Raw genomic sequence first — 17,964 nt, forward strand, 5'->3', positions numbered from 1 at the left:
CTGCTGACACCCCCCCCCGGCGTTTGTTTTTCTACCCCGAGGCGCGCGCCTGGAGCTCGCCCACCTGGCTGTGCTCGTAGAAATCGACCAGCGCTTGTCCCCCGCGGCCGAGGCCTGCCTGGGCGTTGATGTAGGGCACCGCGTCTCGGATCGCCTTCATCGTCAGCTCGATGTTCTTCTGCGTCCCGACCACGAGGGCGGTGTGGTGCTCCACCGCCCGCTCGGGCTGCGTCAAATAGCGAAAGAGCTCCTGGATGCGCGGGATCTGGATGCGGCCGCGCGTGCCGAAGGTGTCGATGCCTTCTTCGCTGACCCGGCCCACCCCGCCGTAGAGGAACACGCTGCCTTCGCGCGCGTTGGTGCAAGGTCTCAAAAAGGCGCAGGTGCCCGCCTTGAGCTCGCCGTCGACCGCGCCCCAGGTGTTCTCCGCGCCGATGTCGGCCTGGGTGGCCAGGATCTCCTGGCGGGTGATGCGGGCGCCGGGGCGCATCACGCTCTTGGCCCAGACGCCGCAGTGGAAGAGATCCACCTCCTCGCGCTCGTCATCGTACATGTTGTTCCAGTCGCCCAGCAGCGGAACGAGCCCGGAAGCACACTGCAGCATGTACATCCCCATCCAGCCCGCGATGTCGGTCTCGCACGCGGCGGGGATGAGCTTGTCCGAGAGCATGCTCATGCAGGTGCAGGGCATCACGCCCACCTCTCCGCCGATCTGGTACTTCTGCATCTCCGTCCAGCAGCGCACCGCGATGCCGTCGAGGTCATTCTCTTTCACGAAGCGATCGAAGACGACGCCCATCCGGGCGATCGCCTCCAGCGAGGCGCGCGGAACGTCACCCGCCGCCATGTAGCCGGAGACGGCTTCCAGCTGAGCGGATAGCTCGCGCGGCGAGACCTTGCGCATCTGTCGATCGAGCGCGATGAGCTCCAGACCGACCGTGCTCAGGCCCATGTGCCCCAGGAGCTCGGTAGAAACGTTGGTGACCGTCTGGAACGCGTCGGGCCCCGAGCCCACCAGCCCGAGGCGCACGCCGCGGCCCCGGCGACGGAACTTCGATGCCAGGACGCAGCTCGCGTAGAAGGCGTGGAGATCGTCCGCGAAGGCCGCCGAGCTCACCGCTTCGCAATGCCTGGACGTGAGGGTGTACGGGTAGCCGATGTGGCGGAGCGCGTTGGCGGCCGAAAAGCGCCCGCACGCCCCGTCCCGCCGGCCCTTCTGTCCCATGCGTCCCAGGCCGCGCACGTCAGGCTCGGTGTGCAGCAGCACCGGCACATCGAGATCGGCCAGCCGCAGAAAGTCTCGAATGCCGTTCTCATCGGAGAAATTGTACATCGAGCAGATGACGCCGATGGCCCCGCCGCCGTCGGGAGAGCGCCGGTACTGCTGGGCGACGCCCGCGGCCGCGCGCGCGTCGGCGTAGGTCTCGACGTTGCCGAGATCGACATAGCGCACGCGCTGGCCGAGCACATGGCCCACGGCCGACTGGGTGGCTTTCGCTCCCTCCTCCGCGAACGCCGTCGGAAAGAAGCCGCGGTTGCCCATGAAGCCCAAGATCACCGGTTCACTCTGTGCCATTGCCTTCTCCTGGAGCAGACGGGCTTGAGCAAGCAGGGCCCTGCCGCTCCAGCCCGCCGGAACGTCAAGGTCGTCGTCGCGTCGGCGCCATCTGGCGGATCTGTAGAAGATCGCTGCCATGGCCCCCTCGTGCGCGAGGGACCGCAGCCACCGACCGCGTATTGCGCTTCAATACTATGCCTGTGCGTGCTACCGTCAACTGCTAATCCGAATTAGCTGAACGGAGCGCGCGCTTGAACGATCCCCCCGACCCCGACCCGCCGCACGTGCCCGGCCTGCGTCCGGTCCGCATGAAGGACATCGCCGAACAGCTGGGGCTGTCCCAGACCACGGTGTCTCACGTCCTGACGGGCAAGCATGCGAAGTTTCGCATCAGCGCCGCCACGGTGGAGCGGGTCTGGGCGCTGGCCCAGAAGCTGGGTTACCGGACCAACGCCATGGCCCAGGCGTTCCGGGAGCAAAAATCGTACGCGATCTCGCTCGCCGTCGAGGACCTGGCGAACCCGTTCTGGGCCGGGATAGCCGTCGGCGCCGAGCGCGAGGCCGAGCTCCACGGTTACGCGCTCGTGGTGAGCCACCTGGCCGGCAACGCGGGGCGCCAGCGTCGCGCGTTGCAGCTCGTGCACGAGTCGCGGGTGGATGGGCTCATCGTGTCCCCGGTTTCCGGAGGCGATGGCGATCTCATCGCGGCGCAGAAGCAGGGACTTCCCTTCGTGCAGATCGACCGGGCGGTCCCGGACCTCGATGTGGCGTGCGTGCGCACCGATCACGCCGCCGGCTCGGTGCTGGCGCTCCGCCACCTTCTCAGGCGCAAGGATCGGTCGCTCGTCTACATCGGCGGTCCGCTCGACATCGCCACCTACCGACATCGTCTCGACGGGTTCCAGGCGGAGCTCACGCGGAGCGGCGCCAAGGCGGCGGCCATCGAGGAGTTGAAGGAGGCCACCCCGGAAGCGGCCGAGACGCGCATGGTCGAGCTTCTCCAGCGGCTGCGTGGACCTCTGGCCGTCTACGCGGCAAATTTCTGGAGCACTGTGGGGACCCTGCGGGCCATCCGCGCCGCCGGCCTCTCCGTGCCCGACGAGATCGACGTCGTCGGATTCGACGACATCCTGATGGCCGATCTCCTGCGCTATCCCGTCGCGACCGTCGATCAGGACGTCGGCGGGATAGGACGCGAAGCGGTGCGGCTGCTCCTTGACATGCTGGCGGGCGCCAAGGTCGCGCGAGAGGTCCTGCTCCCCCCTCGCCTCACCGCGCGAACATCGGACGTGCCGCGCAGCGAGAGGCGAGCTCGCGCGCGGCGAGGCGACCGCTCCTAGCCGCCCACCACATCGATCGGTTTTCTGGCGGGAAGGTTTTGTGGGGGCGAACCGTAGCATCTGCGGAGATTATTAGATTCATGCGCCAGTCCTATTTTTCTCTTGCAAGAGTGTTGTGTGTCGCGTCGGCGGCCCTGGCCGCCTCGGCCTGTGGAGGCGACGAGGGCGCCCATTCCGATCAGGCTCCTGACATCGAGCGGTCCGACACGGGAGCGCTGCTGGAGGACGCCGTCGACTCCACGTCGTCCGGCACGGGCTCGCCGGGTGACGAAGGATCCCCCGGAGGCAGCGCGGGCGCGGCCTGCCAGCTGCCCGACGGTCCGCGATCGTTCGATGAGCTCAAGGGCCCGCCCGGGAGCCTGGCAGCCGATTGCGTTCCCACGTGGACCGAGGAGCAGCTGAGCTCCGGGTTCGCTGCGATCCGCGACAGCCGGCTGCTCGCCATGCCGGAGCAACCCGAGTTTCTGCGGCGGCTCCCCTGGCTCGCGGCCGACAACGGCTGCGAGGAGCGGGCCGAGGCGGCGATCTACTTCTTCCAGCAATGGGGCTATCCGACGCCCTACTTCGCCAGGGTCAAGGCAAAGCCGCGCAAGCAGCTGGTCTTCCAGACAGTCAATGAGCCGTCCGGAAGCGTGACGTGGTCCGGCCACGTCGCGCCCGTGGTACGGGTCGGTGGGCAGCTCATGATCCTGGATGTCGCCATCGATCCGTCGCGGCCCCTCCCGATCGCGGAGTGGCTCTCTCAATTCAGCGTCGTCGACGACATCGACGTCGCGTTGTGCCGCGACCACGCCCTGGGGGAGGGGTGCTTCGACGCTGTGCCCCTGGAGCCGCCGCCGCCCAACCTGAACCCCTATGGCAGCATGTACAACCGGCTCCTGACCGAATGGCGAGTTCAGGAGATCCTCGGGCGCGATCCGTACCGGGTCCTCGGCGAATGTCCGCCGTGGGGCCCCTGCGCCGAGCCGGAGCCCACGCCCGATCCGGGCCTCCCGCCGACCATCCGGCGCTTTGCGTCGGACCAGTTCGACAGCTTCGTCTGGTATCCCCTCTACATCATCGGGGATAACTTCGTCGAAGGCTGGACGACCGTGCGCATCACCGGAAACGGCATCGACGAGCTCGCGCCCATCGACGCCTGCAACATCCGCAGGATCCTGATCACCCAGGAGTATCCGCCCGGCGACTACCAGGTGACGGTGGCAAACGGAGAGCTCGAGAGTCAGGCGAGCCTTCGTATTCAGTGACCCGGATGGCCAGGCGCGTGCTGCTCGGGCCCAAATGGACGAACCCCTCGAGACCTCCGAGCTCCTCGCCTTCTCGAAGACCGTGGAGGCCGGATCCCTGTCCCGCGCCGCTGCCGAGCTCGGCGTTCCTCGCGCCACCATCAGCCGCCGCCTCGCGCGGCTGGAGGAGCGGCTCGGCGTGCGCTTGCTCAGGTTCGGCAAAAAGCGGCCTCGGCAGCCATGGCAAAGCTCGCCGGATCGGGGGCACGAAGCCGCTCGGGAGCGGAAGGGAGCCGAGCCTGGCGCCGGGCCGGGGCGCTGCGCCGTGGGGGCGTCAGGCGCTCTCGCCGAGGTCCCGCAGGGCGCGCGCGAGGCCGTCGGCGAGCGTGTTGAAATGCCGTACCCGGCCGAGATCGCTGCCGGCGAGCAACCGCGCGACCGCGGGCTGGATGCCGGTGATGAAGCAGCTCGCGCCCACGAGATCGATCCCGCGCCGGCTCCCGGTCCTCGGCGTGCGATCGAGCGGGCCGGTCACGGGGTGGGCTTGGCTTTGTCCCGCAGGTAGAGAGCCTCCACCTGCGGCCGGGCCCACGGGGTCCGTCGCAGGAACTGCAGGCTCGATTTGATGCTGGGATCGTACCTGAAGCAGCGAATGTTGATCATGCTCGGCCTGGTGCCAGCACCGGAGGGGAGAGATAGGTCGCGCCGACGGTAGCAAGCCGCATTGAGGAGGCGCCCGGATAGGACAGGTGCGGAGATCCGCGGAAACCGAACTGTCTTGGCCTTGGCCGGCACTGTCGGAGATCGCGGCCGAGGTGGCACAGGACAGCTGTTCGCGCCCGATCGAGTGAACGAGCTGAGCCCTTGGGTCGCTGCGTCTCCGACGCCTGCTCTCCGTGTTCACGGAGACCAAGCCCCGGGCCGACCGAACATTCAGTACGAGGACTCACAGGATCCGGAGATCGATTCACGTGGCCGATATCGTGGAGGCTCGGCCAGCGCGAGCGGCGGCGCGTCAGCGCGACAGGTCGAGCTCGACGAGCGGGAGCAGCCGGCTCGAAGATCCGGAACATCCGGCCGTGCTCGACGTCGAAGAGCTCGGCCCGGGATCCGGCCCGCACTATCTCAGGCTGACGAAGGGCGACAAACGTTTGGTGGTCTCTAACTCCCCGCCGTGCCCCGTCATGACGCCGCCGTCGCGCAGTTGTTGGGGGCGCGGCGCCGAGACCGAACCGGCCGGCGGCGTGGACGCGCGGCCCCGGTGCGGCATCCTTGCCCCATCGGTCCCGCGTCAGCGCGCGGCCCCCGTCCTCGGCTTGCTGCTGCGAACTCGTGCGGCAACGGATCTCTTTGACAGCGAAGGCCGCCTCGACAGCGCGCTTGAGATACGCGGCGGAATCGAGGTCTACGAGTTTGGCACCCTCGAGCAGCGAGTAGGAGAGCGCCGCGACCTACGTACCTCGCAGCGACCGCGACCCGTGGCGGTTCTTGCGCCTGACAGCGAGACCCGATCATTCTGGCCATGTCGGCCTGCGCTGCGCGGTGCTCGACGTGAAGTTGGGGCTAGGCATCATAGGAATGTGGCGTCCGCAAGGTCGACCCTGCTGGTTCCCGCACCTGCCGATCGTGGCCGCGCAACCGGACAGGTCGGAGAAGCTCCGCCGTCGCCTGGCGAGCGTGGCACCGTGCTCGCGCGCCTCCCGGTGCTTCGCCCCGCTGCGCGGGCGCCTGCGGCGGCCTGGATCCGCGCTGCGCGCGGTGCCTGCACGGCAGCGTGGGCGGCGGCGGAGGGGCGCTCCGCTTTGGGACGCTCTTCAGGAGGTGCGGCGCGGGCGCGCCCTGGTGCCCTTGGCGGTCGGTGCACCGACGGCAGGCGCGGCGCTCGCCAGGGCAGCTTCGGGCCCGCCCGGGCGCTGCATCCGGGCGATCTCCTCGGCCATCAGCGCGATCGCCTGCTCGAAGAAGTCGCAGATGAGCCGCAGCTCGGCGAGCGAGTAGCGCGCGCAGAGCGCCGTCCAGCGCTCGCGGAACCCTGCGAAGAGCGCGCCGAGCTCGGCGTAGCGCTCGGGCACCGGCTCGATCACCAGCTGCCGCCGGTCGCTCGGGTGCTTCACGCGGCGCACGAACCCAGCCGCCTCGAGCCGGTCGAGCACCCCCGTCACCCCTCCCGAGGTCAGCCCCGTGAGCTGCACCAGGTCGCCCGGCGTGACCGGGCCCGCCTCCGCCGCGCGCTGGATGACGTCGAGGTACTTGTGGTCGGTGCCCTTCAGCCCCAGCCGCTCGGCGATCGCCTGGTGAAAGAGCACCGACTGCGTGCTCAGCTCGCGGCCCAGCCGGTCGCCCAGGGTGTCGACCAGCTCGCTCACCGCCTTCGCGCTTGTCCGTTTCGCGGCCATCGCCTCTCGCCTCGACCGCCCGCACTCTACCCGAGCCGCCGCCGGCTTGACAAGCCTGCCTTATTATCTTACTTACTAACATAGTTACCAACAAGGAGAGCTTCCATGGATCGTTTGACCGACGAGGCGGCCATCCGGCGCATGTTCAAGGCCCTGAGCGAGGCGTGGGCGCGCGAGGGCGCGAGCGCCGTCGACGCGTTTTACACGCCAGACTCCGACTACGTGACGTTCGACGGCTCGTGGCTGCGCGGCCGCGAGGCGAACCGCCGGGTGCACGAGGAGCTCTTCGCCGGCGTGCTCGCCGGCACCCGCCTGGTCTCCGAGATCGAGAGCGTGCGCTTCCTCAGTCCCAACGCGGCCGTGGTCGTCAGCACCGGCGCGCTGCTGTGGCCCTGGCAGAAGACGGCGCCCGCAAGCCGGCGGTCGCGGCAGATGACGGTGGTGGTGCGGGGCGACGGCGACGACGGGCGCTGGCGGGTGGCGGCGTTTCAGAACACGCGGGTGCGGCCCCTGCCCCCGTCCGACAGCCTGTCCATGCGCCTCTTCGCGGCCGTGCTGCGCGTTCGCCTCGCCTTCTGGCGACGTCGCCACCCCGCGGCCCTCGCGGCCTGAGCGCCCGGAGCGGCCGCTCTCGGCCCCGGCGGCGCTCACCGATCATCGCAATTGGCTCGCGAAGCAGCCGAACCCCGGCGACGCGACCATGTTGAACCGGATCCAACAGGAGGTCGTCGCCGTCGTACCCATGAAAAGGGCGGCCCGACCTCGGGGAGCTACAAGGCACCGTGCGACTTCTGCGGTCCGCCCCTGAACAACATGGGATTGTCGAACCAGGTCATGACGCCGCAGGCCACCGCGCAGGCCATGCCCAACATCGCCCAGGCGTTCACACCGTCGTTTCCGAAGCGACCGACGCGTATCAGGCCTACTTCGCCCTTTGACGACGCGGCGACGGAGGGCGACGCGTTGGCCACACCCGAGCCGCCCTCGGCGGCGACACAGGCGGAGGCTATGGGAATAGCTACTGTTTCCAGCGACCGCTCGTCATCGGCCGTTTTTTCTGGCGGGACGATTCCGTGGGCACGAACCGTCGCGATCCGTCGCATCCCCGGGGATTTCCGGAGGGCGTGACGACGGATCGCACCCGTTCGGAGGGCGTGGACCCAACCCGGGCCCAGCGGCCAAGCCCCGGGCTTGGGGAGCTCGCCGTGAGCGATCCGTCGCGTCGGGCTGCGGTGGTCGCCTCGCTCGCCAGCACCCTATGCCGCGCCGTCGCCCTCGGGGATGACGTGGCGGCCCGGGTCGTTCACGAGGCGATCGGACGGCTGCTCGGGCTGCCGGTGGCGCCGCGCGCCGAGGCGCGTGCGGCGCGGTCTCGCTCCTGTGCCGCCTCGCGGCCAGCGTCCCGCCGCCGCGCTTTCACACCGTCAAGTACGCTGGCGTGCTCGCCTAGGCAAGTCGCCCACGTTGGCGCGCAAGCGCATCGGACCGCGCCCTGCGAAGCCACAAGAGCCTACGAAGGCGGACGATGACGCCGCTCCGAAACGCAAGCGTGGCGGCTATCGAGCGGTCGACAAACCGCGCCGAGATCTTGCGCCGCACATTTGCGATCGATGTCCTCGAGTGCCCAGCTTGCAAGGGGCGGATGAAGCTCGTCGCCATGGTGACCGAGCCAAGGAACATCGCCCGCTTCCTCTCCGCGCTCGGCGAGCCGACCGACGTCCCAGCTCGCTCTCCCAGCGCCGACGCGGCGGCCGCCGTACTGGAAGAGCACCGTTCTGCGCCGCAAGGCGCCCGGTGACGCCGCATAGCGTCTCGCGACGCGCCTCCCGGGCCAGACCAACGCCCGGACGGACACATGGGCCCACGGCACGTCGATGCGCCCCGTAGCGCGCTCGGCGCCGCCCGGACCACGCTCTTTCGGCCCAGGACCGAGCCATCACGACGCTCGCGGTCCCACCCTTTCGGCTTGCTGCGCACCACTGCCTCGCGCTGCGATCCGGCTTCTTTTACCTACGCGCTCCGCGAAATCGGCGAGGACCTGCTCCGGCGGCGTGGCGTAGCTGCCGAGGAACGTCGCGATGCAGTCCTGCGTGGGGTCGGCATACCAGCCGAGGACGTCGTACGTGACGCCGGCGATGGCGTCGAGGAGGCCCTGATCCTCGTCGTGGAGCCCGAAGACGCCGCGGCAGTTCGGGTAGAACGCCGCGAACGTCGCCTTTACGTGATCGAGCGTCGGCACCCGCTCAGAGGCTGCGTCCCTTGAGGAAGCGCCGCCTCTCCCAAAGACGCAGGCTCCCGGAGACGCCTGCCAACCCGGAAGCCTCAGCCATGCGGCCTGCTACTGTCGGCGCGACCTTGCTCGCCCGTCCGCAGCTGGCGTCAGGCGAGGCGGCCGAATCCGCTCGGAAGGATTGAGCTACCCTCCACGAAGCCGCATCGAGCCGTAGGCATGGATGCTGGCATGACTGTTGCTCCTGTGGGACCACAGAACGCGATACAGGTCGCAAGGAGCGTCATCATGGGATCCGACAAGAATACCCCGGGAACTGTTTTGCTTTCGAACGACGATCTCTACTACTTGCTGTATCGAGCCGCGCAAGAGTCGAGTAGTTTGGACGGGTTCAACAACAACGTCACGAGTCTCCTCGACCAGAAACTGGGGTCAGGCGCCTACATTCTCACCCTCGCCGTCAGCCAGGGGGGGCAAAACGGAGTGCTCTACAAGAGAAACCCCAGGCTCGATAGCAGCGCCTCCTGGTCGGGAGATACCGGGAGTCTGCCAGGGTCCGTGAGCAATTACGGCGTCTATTGCTTCGTGGCGTGGGGCAGCGCTCCCGGATGAAGGCGCCCTTCTCGCCTGCGCGGCGACGATACAGCCGAAGCGCCTCCCGCGACGGCGCCAGAGCCATCTCCTGAGGCGGATGCGCTCCCGGCGAAAGGGACCCCGCCCTCCGGCCGAGCCTGTCGTTCACCGTGTCCGAGGTGAGATGCACCGTTACGGCACCACGCCGCTCCCCTCGTCCGACGGCTGAATCCGCTTGGAAGGGTCTTCTCAGAAAAAGCCGCGCCGAACCGTAGAAGGGCGGCAGGCATCGTTGTTGCTTTGCTAGACGACAGAACGCGACGCGCGTCGCAAGGAGAGTCATCATGAATACTCCGATGAAAGCCCAAGCCTCCATCACGGAAGCGGTCAAGACCAGGACGCTCGAGCAAGTCGTCGCAGCGGGGAGATCCGGTGCGTTTGCGGGAGATGATCTCTACTGGATCTTGTATCGAGCAGCGACAGAGGCATCGGACACGAATGCGTTCTACTTCGGGATCATCAATCTGCTCGACCAGGCTCTGGGGCAAAACGCCTACATTTTCGCCTGGACAATCAGCAAGAACGGATACGGTGGCTTTATCGATAATACTAATCCCCGGCTCCCCAATGGCATCCAGTGGGGTGGAGACGCCGGGGTCCTGCCAGGAGTCGCGAGCGCTTACGCCGTCTCTGTCTTCGTGTTCTGGGGCGGCTGAAGCGCGCAGATGCATCGCCGGGCCCCCGCCGCGGGGGGCTCGGATCTCGACTGTACATGATACACCTCTGGCACAGCGGTGATACAGTAAACAGGACCACGATTGGCGCTGGGACGCGACCATCCCTACCGAGATGGGGCTCGGTTTCGTGGGATGCGCTACACGAGGCCTCCGCCGGTTTAGCGCAGGGGCTTGGCATGCCTCCTGCGAAGAGCTCACCAAGACGCGGATCATCCGACACGCGCACGACGAGATTACAATGAACCGAAACAGACTCATGCATGGTTGGCATATTTCAGGACACGTATTGGTGGGTGCGGGGGCGTTCTTCGCGATGTCGTGTAAAGGAGCCGAGACGCAGCGCCCGGCGGCATCGACCTCCGCGGCGGTCCAGGCGCCGCGCCCGGAGAGGAAAGACTCCTGCGAGACCCAGCCCTCGTACATCAACGTCGCGGCCTGCGCGCCGCCCACGGATGTCGCTGCAGGCGCGGACCTCAACCAGGCTGCCACCTTCGCCTGGCAGGAGTTCATCTCGCTCAACTGGCCCGCGGTGAAGCAAACCTTCACGTCAGGTACGCGCGGACAGCTCGATGCCAATGCCCGGCTCGACGCCATCAACGACAAGAATGGCACCACGCCCACGTGGATGACCTACCGCCACAAAATCGAGGTCTTCCCGGGTGGGGGCAACAAGGACGGCGTGAAGCCGTACAACTACGACGATAAGCCGCAATACATCTACGATTCGACGAAGGTGGGGGGGGATGGCACGATTCCCTTGTGCGACGGCGGGGACCCCCAGAACCTCAAGGACACCGAGGGCGCGCTCTTCCTCAACGCGGACGAGGCCACCCAGATCGGGCAGAACTCCATGTTCGCGGGCGTCGTCGAGGCGGCGAAGGTCGACCCGAACGACCCCGCGGCGTCCCAGATCGTGTTCATGGTGAAGGCCAATCCCATTTACGTCAAGTACGTGCAGCAAACCGGCTGGTTCACGGGCATTCCAAGTGATATCGAGACGAAGACCAAGCAGTACGTGCAGGACAACAAGAAAGACCCCGAGGCGGGGAGCACGGACCTGGTCAGCCTCCCCCTCAATACCATTCTCACCAAGTCGGCTTGGCGCCGCGCGGTCCCGGGGGACGAGCAGACCCACCTGGTCAGGCCCTTGCGCCGGTACAAGCTGAACGGGTCGAACTACTGCTACGCGGTCAACTATTACACGCTGGTCGCGCTCCACATCATCCAGAAGACCAATTCGGCGCCGCAGTTCATCTATGCCTCCTTCGAGGCCGCCGACAACATCCTCACCCAGGACGGGCAACGGGTCGAGGACGACAGCGGCCGCATCACGAGCCAGGGCCAGCCTGCCCGTTACCCCGCGATCACCTCCGTTCCCGCCACCGGCTGGAACAAGGCGTCGCGCCAGAAAATCACGGCGGCCTCCGACGTCTGCACGCCCGGCTCGAGCCTCTACTACGAGAACAACCCCAAAAATAAGAACATCCCCCAGGCCAAGGTGTGCGTCCGCGCGCGGCTGTCCCCGATCCCCCAGACCATCATCCGAGCGAACGACGCGGCGCACCAAGCCTTGGACAGCTACGCCGAACAGAATGGCTCCCCCAAGAGCGTCCTCAGGTACTACAAGCTCGTGAACGTCCAGCATGTCCCCGCCACGAAGGAGGCCATGGCGGAGTACACAGGTGGCGGTGGTGTCGAGCCCGCGACCTACTACATGGCCAACATGGTCCTCGAGACCAGCCAGGTCTTGCAGCATTTCTCCGGCGGCTTCGCGGGCAACCCGGATCCGAACAGCTCGAATGACCCGGCCGACGGCACCATCACCGACTATGCGTACGGCGGCGACACGCCTCAGGTGGGGCCGAACCTCTCCGTCAACGGCACGAACTACCTCATGGGCGGCTGCATGGGTTGCCACGGCCAGGCCCAGAAGGAAGGTGGCGGGTTCAGCTTCGCGCTCGACGGGATCGCCAAGGGCTTCAGCGCCAAGCCCGAGTACCCTCGCGGACCGGGTAATCAAAACGGATTCGACGACTTCGCCGCCCGCTGGCAAAGGCGACGCTGATCACCGAGGAGCTCTTCCGATGAAAAATTACGCTTTCGCGTCCGTGCTCCTCACCATCGCGGCGGGGGTATCCCTCGGCGCCTGTGGGAATGGGAATCAAGCCGGCCCCAAAGTCATCGACGGAAAGGGCGAGCCCGAGGAGCTCGCCACGGCAAGGTCGCTCGCCTTCCGGGACGCGGTCAAGGCTCCCCCCGCGGGCTGGTCGGGGCCCGTGTTCAAGCTGAGCCACGACTATCCGAAGGAAAAGCCCACGTGCGACTCGCCCTGGCTGCGCCGCAACGTGGATTTCAGCGGCAAGAGCTCCACGTGGAACGCGGATTGGCAGGGCTACGTGCAGGACATCGTCAATTACGTCAAAGAGGGCCAGGAGCCGAATCTCCCCGATGACCCCGGCTGGCGTATTCAGGTGTCCGGCCAAACCCGCTGGTTCAACGTCCCCTGGATGGCCTACGACGGCGAGCGGGGCCGCGAGTTCGTGCATGGCTTGACCAACGAGCTGTCGACCGCGGAAACGGCCTTCATCGGGCGAGGCAGCGGCAAGCACATCCTGCCGGGCGCCAGGAAGAGCGGCGGCGACGACCCGCTCTTCGAGACCTGGTCGATCGGCTACTACAATCCCTGCGGCGCGTGGTCGATCGGGCAGCAGTGGCCCGAGAGCGGCGCGCCGGCCACCTACGAGGAGAACGGGCGGCTCCTGGCTCGCGGCATGCCGTTCCCGGAGGGCACCGTCGTCGTCAAGCTGCTCAATACCACGGCGACCGAAAAGGACGTGCCCTACATGAAGGGCTCCACCAACTGGCAAGCCAACGGCCACAAGCAGACGGGGCCGCGCACCTACGCGACGTGTGAGCGCGAGGTGCGCGAGGTCCACCTCGTGCAAATGGACCTCGCGGTCGTCGACACGCGCTCGCCCACGCGCTGGGTCTACAGCACGCTCGTCTACGACGGCACCCTGCCCGGCGCCACGATCTGGGATCGCATGCGGCCGCTCGGCGTGCAGTGGGGCAACGACCCCCAGACCTTCCCCGCGGTGCCCCTGGCCAACAGCAAGCCGCTGAGCCAGTCGGTCGCGGCCCCCGTCAACATCCACGAGCACTACGGTTGCTTCAAGCGCCTCGCCGGCGACGTGGACCAGAGCAACTCGAGCTGCACGTCGTGCCACATGGGCGCCTACGCGGCCGCGCCGGGGGTGGAGATCAAGCCGGGCGAGAACGTACCGCCGATCTTCAAATTCGACGGGATATGCGACACCTACAACGCGACGAACGCGAGTTATTTCGCTAACTATGCCTATCCGAGCCCGTTCCCTGGCAGCAGCGGCGATGTCGCGGCAGCGATCCCGCTGGACACCTCGCTGCAGCTCCAGGTGGCCTTCGCCCAGTACGCCTACTTCAAGAACAGCGACCCGAAAGTCGTACCCAAGTCCACCTGCCCACCGGCGCGCTGAGCGCGAGGACCACCATGACACAATCGCGATCTGATAGCGACGCAGGGTTCGCCACCGACCTGCAATTCGTCCTCAATGGCCAGCCGGTGGTGCTGAAGGACGTGGACCCGACCACGCTGCTCGTCGATTGGCTGCGCTCGCCCGAGGTCGGCCTCCATGGGACCAAGAAGGCGTGCGGCCAGGGCGGCTGCGGCGCGTGCACGGTGATGATCACGGAGCTGGACCCACAGACCGGGCAAAAGATGTTCCGCTCGATCAACGCTTGCATGCGCCCCATCTGCACGCTCGACGGCAAGGCGGTGACCACGATCGAGGGCACGGGCTCCACGACCACCTCGTTGAGCCCGGTGCAGTACCGCATTGCCAAGGAAAACGGCTCGCAATGCGGCTTCTGCACGCCGGGCTTCGTGATGAACATGCACTCCGTGCTCGCGACCGCGACGAGCCTGGGCAAGGGGCGGCCGACCAAGCTGCGTGTCGAGCAGGCCTTCGACGGCAACCTGTGCCGCTGCACCGGCTACCGCCCGATCCTCTACGGCATGAAGCACTTTGCCTCCGACTGGAGCGACGCCGACAAGCAGGGCTGCCTGCACACGGACGTCGACCCCGCCGATGAGGTGCCGCATTGCCATACCGTGCCCGCGGACTTCCCCAGCTCGCTCGAGGCCCCCCCGCGCGCGCTCCACTATCGCAAGGGTGTCTATGACTGGTACCGCCCCGTCACCCTGGCCCAGGTGCACGAGATCCAGCAGCATTACGACCCGAGCAGCATCAAGCTGGTGGTGGGGAACACCTCGATCGGGGTTTACGACAAGTACACCGAGGATCCCCACGTCCTCGTCGACGTCTCCCACGTGCCCGAGCTGCGGCGCAAGGACGTGGAGCCCGCGCAGATCGTGGTGGGGTCGGCCGTCTGCTACAGCGACTTGCTCGATATGCTCGACGCTCTGCTCGCGCAACGCGGAAAGGTCGAGCCGGGCACCGCGGGCGAGGGGTACGAGGCGCTGCATACCATGGTCCAGCGCACCGCGGGCCGCATCGTGCGCAATGCGGCCAGCCTGGGCGGGAACACCATGATGGTGGCGCGGCACGTCACCGAGGGCGTGCCGTTCCCCTCGGATGCCTTCACGGCCTACTGCTCCCTGGGCGTCAAGGTGCTGGTCAGCACGGGCGCGGGCGCCCCGACCGAGTACGACATCCTCGACTTCGCCCACCACTACGCGAGCTCGCCCGCGCTGCGCGCGACGGGGGTGCTCGTGAGCTACCGCATCCCCACCACACCACCGCGCGTGTTCGTGCGGACTTACAAGACGGCGCTGCGGCCCGAGAATGCGCACTCGATCGTCAACGCAGGCATGCTCGCGGGCTTCGACGAGCAGGGCAACGTCACCGGCGCGCGGATCGTGTTTGGCGGGGTCGGGCCGCTCGCTTTCCACGCCAAGCGGGCCGAGGGCTTCCTGGAGGGCCGCCCGTGGAATGCGGAGACCTTGGCCGGGGCCATCGATTGCGTGCGGCAAGACGTCTCGGAGCAGCTCACCCTGCACCACGACCGCATGGCGGCGCTGCCCGACGAGGGCTTCACCGACGCGTACAAGCTGGCGCTCGCCGAGGGGTACTTCTACCAGTTCTTCGTCTACGTGGCCGAGCAGGTGGCCCACCACGAGGTGTCCAAGGACGTTCGCTCGGCGGGCAAGCGCAGGGAGAGGCCGGAGAGCACGGGCAAGCAGAAGTACGAGCGCTACAAGGACGAGTACCCGGTCAACAAGCCCTACATCAAGCTGGGCGCGTTCCTGCAGGCCACCGGCGAGGCGCGCTATACGCACGACATCCCGCTGCCGGCCCGCGGCCTGGAGGCGGCGGTGGTGACCAGCATGAAGGCGCTGGCCCAGATCTCCTACCAGATCCCCAGCGGCGATTCGCTGGTGACCGCCACCGCTGCCGAGCTTTCGGCCTACCTGGCGACCCGCTATCCGGGCTTCGTGGATTACGTCACCAAGGACGACATCCCCCCCGGTGGCTCCAACGCCCAGGGCTTCGGCAACGACCTCTTGTTCGCCGACGGCATTGTGACCTCGTACGGGCAATGCATCGGCCTGGTTTTGGCGCAGACCGCCGAGCAGGCCATCGACATCGCGCAAGAGATCGCCACCCGCTGGGTCCGGTACGCGCCGGTCGTCGACGACGACCGCAAGCCCGTCCTGCCCACGCTGACCATCGACGAGGCCCGGCGCCAGGGCAAGATCTACCAGGACAGCCAGCACTACCCCGTGCACGTCTGGAAGATCCAGCGCCCCGGGACCAAGCTCGACTGGGTCGCGGGCGACGATTCCGGCAGCCGCGTCGTGCACGACGACGCCGTGCTCGACGGCGTCCAGTGCAAGGTGTTCCACGGCAGCGAGCGCAGCGGGGCGCAGCTCCATTTCTACATGGAGACGAACGCGTGCGTGGCCATTCCCGGCGAGCGCAACCGCATCGTGGTGCATTCGTCCACCCAGAGCCCCGACTCGGTGCAGAGCGGGGTCCGCAGCGCGCTCGGGCTCGCCATGAACCATGTCGGAGTCGAGATCGCGCGGGTGGGCGGTGGCTACGGCGGCAAGACGACGCGCTCGCCCTACGTCGCCGGCATCACGGCGGTGGCGGCGTGGAAGCACCGACGCCCCGTGAAGCTGGCGATGCGCCGCGAGAATGACAGCGCGATGATCGGCCACCGGCACCCCTTGCTGGGCGAATACGCCGTCGCGATCGCCACCGGGGAGGGAGACCCGGATCAGCGCGGCCGGCTGATGGGCCTGAAGACGGACTTCTGGACCGACGGCGGCAGCACGCTCGATTGCTCGTTCGTCGTGATGGATTGTCTCCAGCTCCGGGCCGACAGCGCCTATAACATTCCCCACTACCAGACCAGCGGGGACGTCTGCCAGACGAACAAGGCCAGCAACACCGCAATGCGCTCGATGGGCTCGGTGCAGGCGCTGCTCGTGCAAGAGGACGCCATCGAGCAGGCCGCCCACGCGATCGGGATGCTGCCGGAGGACGTGCGGGAGAAGAACCTATACCAGCTCGGAGGGATGACCCCCGTCGGGCAGGTGCTCGATTACTGCTACCTGGGCCACGTGTGGGAGCGCATCAAGCAGAACTCGAAGTTCGCCGAGCGTCTCGCGGCCGTGCAGAAGTTCAACGCCGAGAACCGCTGGAAGAAGCGCGGCATCTCGATGATGCCCGTGAAGTACGGGAGCGGCTACAACGCGCCGATGCTCGAGCAGGCGGGCGCGCTCGTCGAGGTCTACGCCCAGGATGGCACGGTGCTCGTGCGCCAGGGCGGGGTGGAGATGGGCCAAGGGCTGCGGGTGAAGGTGGCCCAGGTGGTCGCCAAGGAGCTCAACATTCCCATGGGGCTCATCGAAATCGGCGACACCGACACGCAGGTGGTGCCGAACCCGGTGGGCACAGGGGCTTCGACGGGCTCGGGCTTCAATGCGGCCGCCGCCAAGAAGGCCTGCCGCGACCTGCGCGACCGGCTCCAGGCGTACTGCATGAAGAAGCTCGAGGAGAACGGCCTCGCGTGGTGCCAAACGAACCACATCGACTTCTGGAACCACCAAGATGGGTGGCGCAAGGTGGTGCAAATCACGACGAACGGCAAGACGATCGAGAAGACGATCTGGCAGTGCGTCGTCGCCATAGCCCATAATGACCAGTTCAACCTCTCGGCCCAGGCGCGCTTCAAGCAGAAGGGCGGGGCCGAGATCGACACCGGTCTGATCTTCAAGCCGAACGCAGGCAGCGAAGCCGTTTATCACTTCACCGGGTTCACCTACAGCGCCGCCTGCACCGAGGTGGAGATCGACGTGCTCACCGGGGAGACCACGGTGCTCCGCGCCGACGTGCTCTACGACATGGGCGATAGCCTCAACCCGGCCATCGACATTGGACAGGTGGAGGGCGCCTACGTGCAGGGGCTCGGCTACGTGCTGAGCGAGGATGTGCTGTTCCAGCCCGACGGCCCCGACGCAGGCGCGCTCAACGCCGACAACACCTGGCGCTACAAGGTGCCGGCGACGACCTCGATCCCCATCGAGTTCAACGTCGACCTCTTCCCGCGCTCCACCGCGCCCGAAGTCCCCGAGAGCCCCTACGACCTCTACTCGTCGAAGGAGGTCGGCGAGCCCCCGCTGGTGCTTGCGATCACGGCCTTCTTCGCGCTCAAGCACGCGATCCTGGCTGCGCGGCAGGATCGGGGGCATAACGAGTGGTTCCAGCTCCAGGCGCCAGCCACCGTCCAGCGCGTGCAGCAGGCGTGCTTGGTGACCCAGGAGGATCTGACCCTCTGAGCAGAGCGGGCCGCGGTAGCGGCCCGCTCCTCGAGCCGCGAGCATCGCCACGATGACCCTT

General features: G+C 67.3%; 14 protein-coding genes and 2 pseudogenes. 10 read left to right on the top strand and 6 right to left on the bottom strand.

Annotation, left to right across the window (positions count from 1 at the left end; genetic code table 11):
• Positions 1–31: 31 nt before the first annotated feature.
• On the bottom strand, positions 32–1,576 hold the full coding sequence (locus WMF11_RS46545) for an L-fucose/L-arabinose isomerase family protein (protein ID WP_437975328.1): 1,545 nt from the start codon (positions 1,574–1,576) through the stop codon (positions 32–34).
• A 233-nt stretch (positions 1,577–1,809) separates the two neighbouring features.
• Here WMF11_RS46545 and WMF11_RS46550 point away from each other — a divergent pair, with 233 nt between their 5' ends.
• From WMF11_RS46550 to WMF11_RS46560, 3 genes and pseudogenes are all read left to right on the top strand, one after another.
• Positions 1,810–2,898 (top strand): LacI family DNA-binding transcriptional regulator, encoded by a 1,089-nt coding sequence (locus WMF11_RS46550; protein ID WP_437975329.1) that lies wholly within the window; start codon positions 1,810–1,812, stop codon positions 2,896–2,898.
• A gap of 110 nt (positions 2,899–3,008) precedes the next feature.
• A complete protein-coding gene (locus WMF11_RS46555) occupies positions 3,009–4,145 on the top strand; it encodes a protein-glutamine glutaminase family protein (RefSeq protein WP_437975330.1) in 1,137 nt (378 codons plus the stop codon).
• Positions 4,146–4,179: 34 nt separating this feature from the next.
• Positions 4,180–4,335 (top strand): annotated as a pseudogene (locus WMF11_RS46560) (helix-turn-helix domain-containing protein); the annotation flags it as partial.
• Between the two features lie 123 nt (positions 4,336–4,458).
• Here the strand turns inward: WMF11_RS46560 and WMF11_RS46565 are convergent.
• The 3 genes and pseudogenes from WMF11_RS46565 to WMF11_RS46575 form a co-directional block, all read right to left on the bottom strand.
• Positions 4,459–4,659, bottom strand: a complete 201-nt coding sequence (locus WMF11_RS46565; protein ID WP_437979430.1) for a hypothetical protein — start codon at positions 4,657–4,659, stop codon at positions 4,459–4,461.
• Positions 4,656–4,784, bottom strand: a pseudogene (locus tag WMF11_RS46570) (VF530 family DNA-binding protein); the annotation flags it as partial. The pseudogene WMF11_RS46570 and the gene WMF11_RS46565, both read right to left, overlap by 4 nt.
• A 1,154-nt stretch (positions 4,785–5,938) precedes the next feature.
• Positions 5,939–6,520, bottom strand: coding sequence for a MarR family winged helix-turn-helix transcriptional regulator (locus WMF11_RS46575; protein WP_437975331.1), 582 nt, complete (start codon positions 6,518–6,520; stop codon positions 5,939–5,941).
• A gap of 105 nt (positions 6,521–6,625) precedes the next feature.
• Here WMF11_RS46575 and WMF11_RS46580 point away from each other — a divergent pair, with 105 nt between their 5' ends.
• The gene (locus WMF11_RS46580) at positions 6,626–7,132 is read left to right on the top strand and encodes an SgcJ/EcaC family oxidoreductase (RefSeq protein WP_437905510.1); all 507 of its coding nucleotides are present in this window, start codon (positions 6,626–6,628) and stop codon (positions 7,130–7,132) included.
• A gap of 158 nt (positions 7,133–7,290) precedes the next feature.
• Here the strand turns inward: WMF11_RS46580 and WMF11_RS46585 are convergent, their stop codons facing one another.
• Entirely contained in the window at positions 7,291–7,623 is a 333-nt protein-coding gene (locus WMF11_RS46585; protein WP_437905511.1) for a hypothetical protein, read from the bottom strand.
• A gap of 422 nt (positions 7,624–8,045) precedes the next feature.
• Here WMF11_RS46585 and WMF11_RS46590 point away from each other — a divergent pair, with 422 nt between their 5' ends.
• Positions 8,046–8,318 carry a hypothetical protein gene (locus WMF11_RS46590; RefSeq protein WP_437975332.1) on the top strand — a complete coding sequence of 91 codons (273 nt, stop codon included), beginning with the start codon at positions 8,046–8,048 and terminating at the stop codon, positions 8,316–8,318.
• Between the two features lie 138 nt (positions 8,319–8,456).
• On the opposite strand, the gene WMF11_RS46595 is transcribed toward WMF11_RS46590, so the two are convergent.
• Complete coding sequence (locus WMF11_RS46595; RefSeq protein WP_437975333.1) at positions 8,457–8,759, bottom strand: hypothetical protein; 303 nt, start codon at positions 8,757–8,759, stop codon at positions 8,457–8,459.
• A gap of 279 nt (positions 8,760–9,038) precedes the next feature.
• Between WMF11_RS46595 and WMF11_RS46600 the strand changes: the two genes are divergently transcribed.
• From WMF11_RS46600 to WMF11_RS46620, 5 genes are all read left to right on the top strand, one after another.
• The gene (locus WMF11_RS46600) at positions 9,039–9,362 is read left to right on the top strand and encodes a hypothetical protein (protein ID WP_437975334.1); all 324 of its coding nucleotides are present in this window, start codon (positions 9,039–9,041) and stop codon (positions 9,360–9,362) included.
• A 305-nt stretch (positions 9,363–9,667) separates the two neighbouring features.
• The gene (locus WMF11_RS46605; protein WP_437975335.1) at positions 9,668–10,039 is read left to right on the top strand and encodes a hypothetical protein; all 372 of its coding nucleotides are present in this window, start codon (positions 9,668–9,670) and stop codon (positions 10,037–10,039) included.
• Between the two features lie 259 nt (positions 10,040–10,298).
• A complete protein-coding gene (locus WMF11_RS46610; RefSeq protein ID WP_437975336.1) occupies positions 10,299–12,125 on the top strand; it encodes a hypothetical protein in 1,827 nt (608 codons plus the stop codon).
• A 19-nt stretch (positions 12,126–12,144) separates the two neighbouring features.
• On the top strand, positions 12,145–13,572 hold the full coding sequence (locus tag WMF11_RS46615) for a hypothetical protein (RefSeq protein WP_437975337.1): 1,428 nt from the start codon (positions 12,145–12,147) through the stop codon (positions 13,570–13,572).
• Positions 13,573–13,586: 14 nt separating this feature from the next.
• Positions 13,587–17,903 carry a molybdopterin cofactor-binding domain-containing protein gene (locus WMF11_RS46620; RefSeq protein ID WP_437975338.1) on the top strand — a complete coding sequence of 1,439 codons (4,317 nt, stop codon included), beginning with the start codon at positions 13,587–13,589 and terminating at the stop codon, positions 17,901–17,903.
• Positions 17,904–17,964: the final 61 nt, after the last annotated feature.

Origin of the sequence: Sorangium sp. So ce295 (genome assembly GCF_051527405.1) — a bacterium.
GTDB lineage: Bacteria > Myxococcota_A > Polyangia > Polyangiales > Polyangiaceae > Sorangium > Sorangium cellulosum_B.